At 63.9% G+C, this 6,325-nt stretch carries 7 protein-coding genes; 2 read left to right on the top strand and 5 right to left on the bottom strand.

Features of this window, described 5'->3' with window-relative positions:
• Nucleotides 1–725: 725 nt before the first annotated feature.
• A complete protein-coding gene (locus MLC70_RS13860; RefSeq protein ID WP_248184768.1) occupies nt 726–872 on the top strand; it encodes a phage integrase N-terminal SAM-like domain-containing protein in 147 nt (48 codons plus the stop codon).
• 38 nt (nt 873–910) lie between these two features.
• Complete coding sequence (gene cobS, locus MLC70_RS13855; RefSeq protein WP_248184767.1) at nt 911–1,678, top strand: adenosylcobinamide-GDP ribazoletransferase; 768 nt, start codon at nt 911–913, stop codon at nt 1,676–1,678.
• Nucleotides 1,679–1,710: 32 nt separating this feature from the next.
• Here cobS and bluB read toward each other — a convergent pair whose 3' ends face one another.
• The 5 genes from bluB to MLC70_RS13830 are packed head-to-tail and all read right to left on the bottom strand — an operon-like array spanning nt 1,711 to nt 6,324.
• Nucleotides 1,711–2,421: a 5,6-dimethylbenzimidazole synthase gene (gene bluB, locus MLC70_RS13850; RefSeq protein WP_248184765.1), complete on the bottom strand. Its 711-nt coding sequence runs from the start codon at nt 2,419–2,421 to the stop codon at nt 1,711–1,713.
• Nucleotides 2,418–3,908 carry a cobyric acid synthase gene (locus MLC70_RS13845; protein ID WP_248184763.1) on the bottom strand — a complete coding sequence of 497 codons (1,491 nt, stop codon included), beginning with the start codon at nt 3,906–3,908 and terminating at the stop codon, nt 2,418–2,420. The genes bluB and MLC70_RS13845 overlap by 4 nt, the downstream gene beginning before the upstream one ends.
• 14 nt (nt 3,909–3,922) lie before the next feature.
• A complete protein-coding gene (cobO, locus tag MLC70_RS13840; RefSeq protein ID WP_248184760.1) occupies nt 3,923–4,534 on the bottom strand; it encodes a cob(I)yrinic acid a,c-diamide adenosyltransferase in 612 nt (203 codons plus the stop codon).
• A 48-nt stretch (nt 4,535–4,582) separates the two neighbouring features.
• Entirely contained in the window at nt 4,583–5,353 is a 771-nt protein-coding gene (locus MLC70_RS13835; RefSeq protein ID WP_248184757.1) for an ABC transporter ATP-binding protein, read from the bottom strand.
• Complete coding sequence (locus MLC70_RS13830) at nt 5,353–6,324, bottom strand: FecCD family ABC transporter permease (RefSeq protein WP_248184755.1); 972 nt, start codon at nt 6,322–6,324, stop codon at nt 5,353–5,355. Before MLC70_RS13830 ends, MLC70_RS13835 begins: the two co-directional genes overlap by 1 nt.
• Between the last annotated feature and the right edge of the window lies 1 nt (nt 6,325).

The raw sequence follows: 6,325 nt of genomic DNA, 5'->3' as shown, positions 1-6,325 counted from the left end.
ATCATTCGCAACACTCGGCGCATACGGGTGTTGATGAGTGATGCCTATCCTTACAAAGACGAACTCTCTGACCTGGTGCGTCAACTGGTTCCGGGATAGAAGCCCGGGCTCCCCCGGCCCGACTCAATGGGGGAAAGGGGGCCGTGTGTCCGGACAACAGGAATTGATCGATTATTAATCAATCACGGCCGAAAATGAGCGGTAATGGCAGTAACCCGCACAGTCTGCGAGACTTGCTGGGGACCTATGAGAAATCCGGGTTAGCTTCAACAGTATAGCTATTTTCAATTGTATCGACTTTGGGATACGAATATGCCTGTAAGGGCAAGATAGCTAACACTAAAATCAATATACGCACTAAATTCTCCAAAGCATAACGCTGAGCATAGCGGCGCCACGACAATGGCGTCCGGCGGCCGCAGGCCGCATTACTGATGCGCTTTGTTAATGGCCGGTTACCCGGCGGTTGATCCCTAGCATCCGGACCCGAATGCCTACTTCGAAATAGCTTGCATTGACCCTAGCCCATTGCGCGAGGAACCAGAACACGGAACTCTCAGATTTTGCAGTGTTTTGCGGGGAGAAGAGCTAGACGGTGGTAAACATTTGAGCGCAACTCCCTGCTCTACTGCCTGAATCCTTCCGAAGCCTTGGCCCATTAACATTTGTATATGAGTCGCAATGATCATTTTTCCAGTTGCCAATACCTAAGCTCCACCTGATTCATGGACCGCTTCCGCGCATTTATTCGCGCCCGGCACCTGGCTTACCGCACGGAGAAAACCTACTGCAACTGGGTACGGGAATTTATCCGGTTCCACGACAAGCGCCATCCGGAATCCATGGGGGGTGTTACACTGGCACTCCACTGACTCCCGCCATCCAATCAAGAGCCAAAAGCCCAGCGACCATGAAGCAGATCATCAGCAGAGAATGGCAGGCCTTCTGGCTGGCCGTTGGATTTCTCAGCCGTATTCCCATGGCTGTGCGCATCGATTACTCCGACCGCCTGATGAACCAGAGTGCCGTGTACTTTCCGGTGGTCGGCCTGTTGCTTGGGGGGCTTTACACGGGGCTTTATCTCGCGCTGGCCCAGGTCTGGAGCCCGCTGGTGTGCCTGGTTCTGGTCACCGGGTTTCACCTGTGGATTACCGGGGCCTTTCATGAGGACGGGCTGGCAGACAGCGTCGACGCGCTTGGCGGCGGCTACTCGCTGGAGGCCCGGCTGCGGATCATGAAAGACAGCCGCATCGGCACCTACGGCACAGTGGCTCTGATCGTTGCGCTGGCGCTGAAAGTGGCCTTACTCGTCGACTCCCGGGTGGTGTGGCTGGCGCTGCTGTTGTCACCCATGGTGGCGCGGCTCACGCCGCTGCTGATCATGGCGTTCCTGCCGTATGTCACCGATCCGGACAAGAGCAAGAGCAAACCGGTGGCGGACGATTTCTCTCGCACCCGGCTGCTGTACGCCGCTGCGTTTACCGCTGCCGCGGCGGCGCTGCTTGCGGGGTTCGCGGTCAGCATCCTGCTCTGGAGTGTGGTGGCCACCGCCGGAGTCGCCACCGCCTGGGGCCTGTACCTGCAAAAACAGCTGGGGGGTTACACCGGTGACACCCTGGGCGCCAGCGTGGTGTTCGCCGAACTGGTGCTGCTACTGGGCCTTGCCAGCGGAGCGTGACCCGCACGGCGGGCGCAGCGCTTTGAGCCGGCTCAGTCTTCCTGCCGGGTCTTGATCGCCGCGCTCAGCGGTGCATTGTCGAGGGGCAGGCCCCAGCCGTTGCCATGCACCAGCTCTTCCAACGGTAACCGTGAACGCCAGCCTTTGGCCTGCAGTTCCGGCTGATCCAGAAACTCGCTGACATAGCCGAGACAGAGATAAGCCAGGGGATACACCTGCTCCGGCAGCCGCAAGGTGCGGGCAAGCTCGTGCTGATCCACAATGCTGACCCAGCCGACGCCAATGCCCTCGGCCCGGGCGGCCAGCCACAGGTTCTGAACCGCCAGGCAGGTGCTGAACAGATCGGTTTCGACGATGGAGTTGCGGCCCAGCACGTGGGTGCCGCCACGGCTGCGGTCGCAGGTGATGCAGAGGTTGATGGGGCCTTCCAGAATGCCCTGCAGCTTCAGGCTTTTATAGCGGCTGTTGCGTTCGCCGCGGTAGTTGTCGGCGGCTTTGCGGTTTTCTTCCTCGAAACTGTCGAGAACGGCCTGTCGCACCTCGGTGCTGTCGATCACGATAAAATCCCACGGCTGCATGAACCCCACCGAGGGCGCGTGGTGGGCGGCGTTGAGCAACCGGGCCAGTACGTCCGCCGGGATCGGATCCGGCAGGAACTGGGAGCGCACATCCCGCCGTTCGTAGATGGCACGGTACAGGCCATCCCGCTCGTCGTCGCTGAAGGGTCGGTTGTGATCGGTCATGGGTGTTGGGTGTCCTGTTTGCCAAGGCCCAGCAGGTCGCGCAGCCAGTCGGTATCCAGATGGTCTTCCACCAGGTCCGCCAGCCGGTCCAGTTGCTGTTGCCGGTGCTGCTGATAATCCACGGCCGCGGCGGCCAGCTCGGTGCCCGCCGTCAGTCCGGCCCACTGCAGGATCGCGCGGCAGGCGTCCGGTTGATCGAAAATGCCGTGCACGTAGGTGCCCGCCACCTGACCATCCGCGCTGATGGCGCCATCCGGCCTGCCATCCAGCAAGGCCAGTGGGCGCGCCAGTGCGGGACCGGTGGTCACGCCGTTGTGCATTTCGTAACCGGTAAAGCGGGCGGCATCAGGGCCAAGAGAGAGCGTGCCGGCAACATTCTTCAACTGTTTGCCGGCCACCATGCGGGTGGTCATCTCGAGCAGGCCCAGGCCTTCGCTGCGGCCGGCCTCGCCTTCCAGTCCGTCCGGGTCGTCCACCTCGGTGCCCAGCATCTGGAAGCCGCCGCAGATGGCAAACACCTTGCCGCCGTAGCGCAGGTGTTTGCGGATGGCCTCGGGCCAGCCCTGCGCCTGCAGCCACTGCAGATCGTGGCGGGTGCTTTTGCTGCCGGGCAGCAGGATCAGGTCGGCCGGCGGAATCGGCTGATCGGGACCGATAAACTGCAGATTGACCCCCGGATGCAGGCGCAAGGGGTCGAAGTCGTTGTGGTTACTGATGCGGGGCAGCACCGGCACGATCACCTTCAGCGCACCGGCCTCGCTGCGGCCGCTGGTGCCCACGCTGTCTTCGGCGTCGATCACCAGCCCGTGCAGGTACGGCAACACGCCGGTCACCGGTTTGCCGGTGCGTTCAGCCAGCCAGTCCAGCCCCGGTTCCAGCAGGCCGATGTCGCCGCGGAAACGGTTGATGATAAATCCCCGGGTGCGCGCCCGTTCGCTGTCGGAGATCAGCGCCAGGGTGCCCACCAGTTGCGCAAAGACGCCGCCCTTGTCGATATCGCCAACCAGCAGCACCGGGCAATCCGCCGCTTCGGCGAAGCCCATGTTGGCAATGTCGTTGGCGCGCAGGTTGATCTCGGCGGGGCTGCCGGCGCCCTCGGCGATGATCACGTCATAGCGTGCACTCAGATCCCGCCAGGCGGCCATCACCGACGCCATCGCCTCCGCCTTGTAGGCGTGATAGTCCAGCGCGTCCATATTGCCGTGGACCTGGCCCCGCAGAATCACCTGGGCGCCGCAGTCGCTCTGGGGCTTGAGCAGCACCGGGTTCATGTCGCTGTGGGGTTCCAGGCCACAGGCCAGGGCCTGCAGCGCGGTGGAGCGACCGATCTCGCCGCCGTCCGCGGTCACGGCACTGTTCAGGGCCATGTTCTGGGGCTTGAACGGCGCCACCGACACGCCCTGGCGCGCCAGCCAGCGGCACAAGGCGGCCACCACCGTGGTCTTGCCGGCGTCGGAGGTGGTGCCCTGTATCATCAGTGTGGTCATGGGGTTCCGGCCTGTTACAGCTCTACGCCTTTCTGGGCTTTCACGCCCTGATCCTTGAAGGCGTGCTTCACCACGCCCATGTCGGTCACTGTGTCCGCCAGATCCACCAGCTCCTGGGGTGCGGACCGGCCGGTGACCACCACGTGCTGCATCTCCGGCCGCGCCTGCAGATCATCCAGCACCCGGTCCAGGTCGATGTAGTCGTACTTCAGGGCGATGTTGAGTTCGTCCAGCAGGATCAGGTCGTAGCGGTCATCCTTCAGCATGGCGGCGGCCACTTCCCAGGCAGCGCCGGCAGCTTCCACATCCTGCTCCCGGTTCTTGGTGTCCCAGGTGTAGCCCTGGCCCATCACGTGGTAGTCCACGTTGGGCAGATCCCGGAAGAACGCGTGTTCGCCGGTACTGAAGGCACCCTTGATGAACTGCACGATGCCGACTTTCATGCCGTGCCCCAGGGCCCGCGCCACCATACCGAAACCGGAGCTGCTCTTGCCCTTGCCGGGGCCGGTCAGCACCAGCAGCACGCCCTGCTCTTTCTGGGCGCGGGCGATGCGCTCCTGCATGATTCGCTGTTTGGCTTCCATGCGCTGGGCATGGCGTTGGGGGTCTTTGGCGCGTTCACGCATGGTGTGTCTCCTCAGGGTTCAGCGATGAAGGGTCAGGCCTTCCGGGGTTCACGATCTGACCGGCACAAACACCGGTGCGCCATCGGCTTCCACGGTGATCAGTTTCTGGCCATACAGCCGTTCCAGCGCCGTGGGCACCAGCATCCGCTCCGCCGGCCCCCAGCACACGTCGCCATTGGGGTAGAGCAGCAACAGATGATCACACCAGCGGGCCGCCAGATTCAGGTCATGCAGGCACATGAACACCGATCGCCCGCCACGGGCCTGATCGGTGAGCAACTCCAGCACCGAAACCTGATGGTGCAGGTCCAGGTGATTGCTGGGTTCATCCAGCAACCAGATATCCGGCGCCTGGGTCAGCACGGTGGCGATGGCCACGCGCTGGCGTTCGCCACCGGAAAGTGTGTTCACCAGGCGGTCGCTCAAATGGCCCACATCCAGTTGCTCCAGGGCCTGCCGCGCGAGGCGCTCATCATCCCCGGATTCCATCTGCCAGGGCGACAGCCAGGGGTGGCGACCAATCAGCGCGGTTTCCAGTACTGTGGCCGGAAAGCCGTCCTGCCGCTCCTGAAACACCAGCCCCAGGTGCTGGGAAATCCGCCGGCGTCGGAGTTCGGTCAGTGACTGTTCACCCAGATGAACGGCCCCATGCCGTGGCACGCGCAGACCGGCCAGAGTATGCAGCAGAGTGGTCTTGCCGGCACCGTTCGGGCCCAGCACGCCCCACATCTGCCCCGGCTCCACCGAAAAGTTCAGAGGCTGGCCGTCGCCGCGGCCGGGGATGTCGATTACCAGTTCTTTTGCCCGTAACGGATTCATCAGCGGCTCCGGTACAGCAGGTAGAGGAATGTCGGCACCCCCAGCAGGGCGGTAATGACCCCCACCGGCAACTGCTCCGGCGCAATCACTACCCGTGCGAGGGTGTCCGCCAGCACCAGCAGGGTGCCGCCGGCCAGAGCACAGGCCGGCAGAATCAGGCGCTGGTCATTGCCCAGCACCAGCCGCAGCATATGGGGCACCACCAGCCCGACAAAGCCGATGCTGCCGGCCATGGTGACGGCGGTCGCGGTCAACAGGCTGGCAAGGATGTAGATCGTCCACTCCAGCGGGCGCACTGCCACGCCGAGGGCCGCCGCCTGCATAGGGCCGCGGGCCAGCACGTTCAGGCTACGGCCCAGTGGCAGCACCAGCAGACACACCAGAAACAGCAAACCCAGCGCCGGCCACGGCGAGCGGGCGTAGGACACATCCCCCATCAGCCAGTACAACATGCCCGGCAGACGCTGGGCCGGGCTGATGGCCAGCATCAGGGTGATCACCGCGCCCCAACCGGCGGCCACCACCACACCGGTAAGCAGTAACCGCGACGGGGTCCAGCTGCCGGTACCGTGGGCCAGGCCGAACACCATCAGGGTCGCCAGCAGGGCGCCGGCAAACGCCGAACCGGACACGATCAAACCGCCCAGCCCCGCCAGCATCGCCAACAGCGCGCCCACAGCAGCGCCGCCGGACAGACCGAGCACGTAGGGGTCGGCCAGCGGGTTGCGCAGCAGCACCTGCATCAATGCCCCGGCCACGGCGAGCAGTCCGCCGGTGGCAAATGCCGACAGGGTGCGGGGCAGGCGCAGTTCCAGCACCAGGGTCTGCTCTAGGTTACTGCCCTCCCCCAGTAGCACCGCCAGCACCTGTCCCGGCGCCACGCTGACGCTGCCGGTACCCACCGACAGCACCATGGCCGCCAGGCTCGCCAGCGCCAGAATCAGCAGCGGCTTGAGCAACGGCCGGCTCATG

The sequence above is a fragment of the Marinobacter goseongensis genome (assembly GCF_023156235.1).
GTDB classification, from domain to species: Bacteria; Pseudomonadota; Gammaproteobacteria; order Pseudomonadales; family Oleiphilaceae; genus Marinobacter; species Marinobacter goseongensis.
The sequence above is the reverse complement of the archived record's forward strand: the minus strand, read 5'-3'. Positions and strand labels throughout refer to the sequence as shown.

Excerpts from the sequence above, each read along its gene's own strand:
- MLC70_RS13860 (WP_248184768.1), top strand. The coding sequence starts at position 726 with ATGGACCGCTTCCGCGCATTTATTCGCGCCCGGCACCTGGCTTACCGC.
- cobS (WP_248184767.1), top strand. The coding sequence starts at position 911 with ATGAAGCAGATCATCAGCAGAGAATGGCAGGCCTTCTGGCTGGCCGTT.
- bluB (WP_248184765.1), bottom strand. The coding sequence starts at position 2,421 with ATGACCGATCACAACCGACCCTTCAGCGACGACGAGCGGGATGGCCTG.
- MLC70_RS13845 (WP_248184763.1), bottom strand. The coding sequence starts at position 3,908 with ATGACCACACTGATGATACAGGGCACCACCTCCGACGCCGGCAAGACC.
- cobO (WP_248184760.1), bottom strand. The coding sequence starts at position 4,534 with ATGCGTGAACGCGCCAAAGACCCCCAACGCCATGCCCAGCGCATGGAA.
- MLC70_RS13835 (WP_248184757.1), bottom strand. The coding sequence starts at position 5,353 with ATGAATCCGTTACGGGCAAAAGAACTGGTAATCGACATCCCCGGCCGC.
- MLC70_RS13830 (WP_248184755.1), bottom strand. The coding sequence starts at position 6,324 with ATGAGCCGGCCGTTGCTCAAGCCGCTGCTGATTCTGGCGCTGGCGAGC.